We start from the raw sequence: 514 nt of genomic DNA, 5'->3' as shown, positions 1-514 counted from the left end.
TCACCAATCGGTAATGGTGGAGCCAAGCGGGATCGAACCGCTGACCTCCTGCGTGCAAGGCAGGCGCTCTCCCAGCTGAGCTATGGCCCCGTATCGCTACAGGGTGCACCAGTAATTGGTGGGTCTGGGCAGATTCGAACTGCCGACCTCACCCTTATCAGGGGTGCGCTCTAACCAACTGAGCTACAGACCCAATCGTCTTCTTCAATGAATCAAGCAATTCGTGTGGGAGCTCATGGAGCCGCTGCTGTCGTCGATTAAGGAGGTGATCCAGCCGCAGGTTCCCCTACGGCTACCTTGTTACGACTTCACCCCAGTCATGAATCACACCGTGGTAACCGTCCTCCCGAAGGTTAGACTAGCTACTTCTGGTGCAACCCACTCCCATGGTGTGACGGGCGGTGTGTACAAGGCCCGGGAACGTATTCACCGCGACATTCTGATTCGCGATTACTAGCGATTCCGACTTCACGCAGTCGAGTTGCAGACTGCGATCCGGACTACGATCGGTTTT

General features: G+C 56.0%; 2 tRNA genes and 1 rRNA gene. All 3 read right to left on the bottom strand.

Going from position 1 to position 514, the window contains the following annotated elements:
* Positions 1-14: 14 nt before the first annotated feature.
* Positions 15-90 (bottom strand) — tRNA-Ala (locus ACLEJQ_RS25755).
* Positions 91-116: 26 nt separating this feature from the next.
* Positions 117-193: transfer RNA gene (locus ACLEJQ_RS25750), tRNA-Ile, on the bottom strand.
* A gap of 65 nt (positions 194-258) precedes the next feature.
* A 16S ribosomal RNA gene (locus ACLEJQ_RS25745) occupies positions 259-514 on the bottom strand; the annotation flags it as partial.

Source organism: Pseudomonas sp. SMV71 (assembly GCF_052042015.1).
Lineage (GTDB): Bacteria > Pseudomonadota > Gammaproteobacteria > Pseudomonadales > Pseudomonadaceae > Aquipseudomonas.
This window is presented reverse-complemented; position numbering and strand designations above follow the sequence as displayed.